Origin of the sequence: Pseudomonas onubensis, from assembly GCF_965653655.1 — a bacterium.
Taxonomy (GTDB): Bacteria; Pseudomonadota; Gammaproteobacteria; order Pseudomonadales; family Pseudomonadaceae; genus Aquipseudomonas.
Genome location: NZ_CBFHAZ010000356.1, coordinates 1 through 255, shown reverse-complemented (window position 1 = coordinate 255; position 255 = coordinate 1). Strand labels below are relative to the sequence as shown.

Sequence of the window (255 nt, the reverse complement as noted above, 5' to 3'; positions counted from 1 at the left end):
ATACGGGGCCATAGCTCAGCTGGGAGAGCGCCTGCCTTGCACGCAGGAGGTCAACGGTTCGATCCCGTTTGGCTCCACCACTACTGCTTCTACGTTAAGAAAGCTTAGAAATGAGCATTCCATCAGGCTGATGATGAATGTTGATTTCTAGTCTTTGATTAGATCGTTCTTTAAAAATTTGGGTATGTGATAGAAAGATAGACTGAACGTTACTTTCACTGGTAACGGATCAGGCTAAGGTAAAATTTGTGAGTT

General features: G+C 43.9%; 1 tRNA gene. It reads left to right on the top strand.

Annotated features, from left to right (window positions below):
- Window positions 1-4 precede the first annotated feature (4 nt).
- A tRNA-Ala gene (locus tag ACTD9P_RS30315) sits at window positions 5-80 on the top strand.
- Window positions 81-255 lie beyond the last annotated feature (175 nt).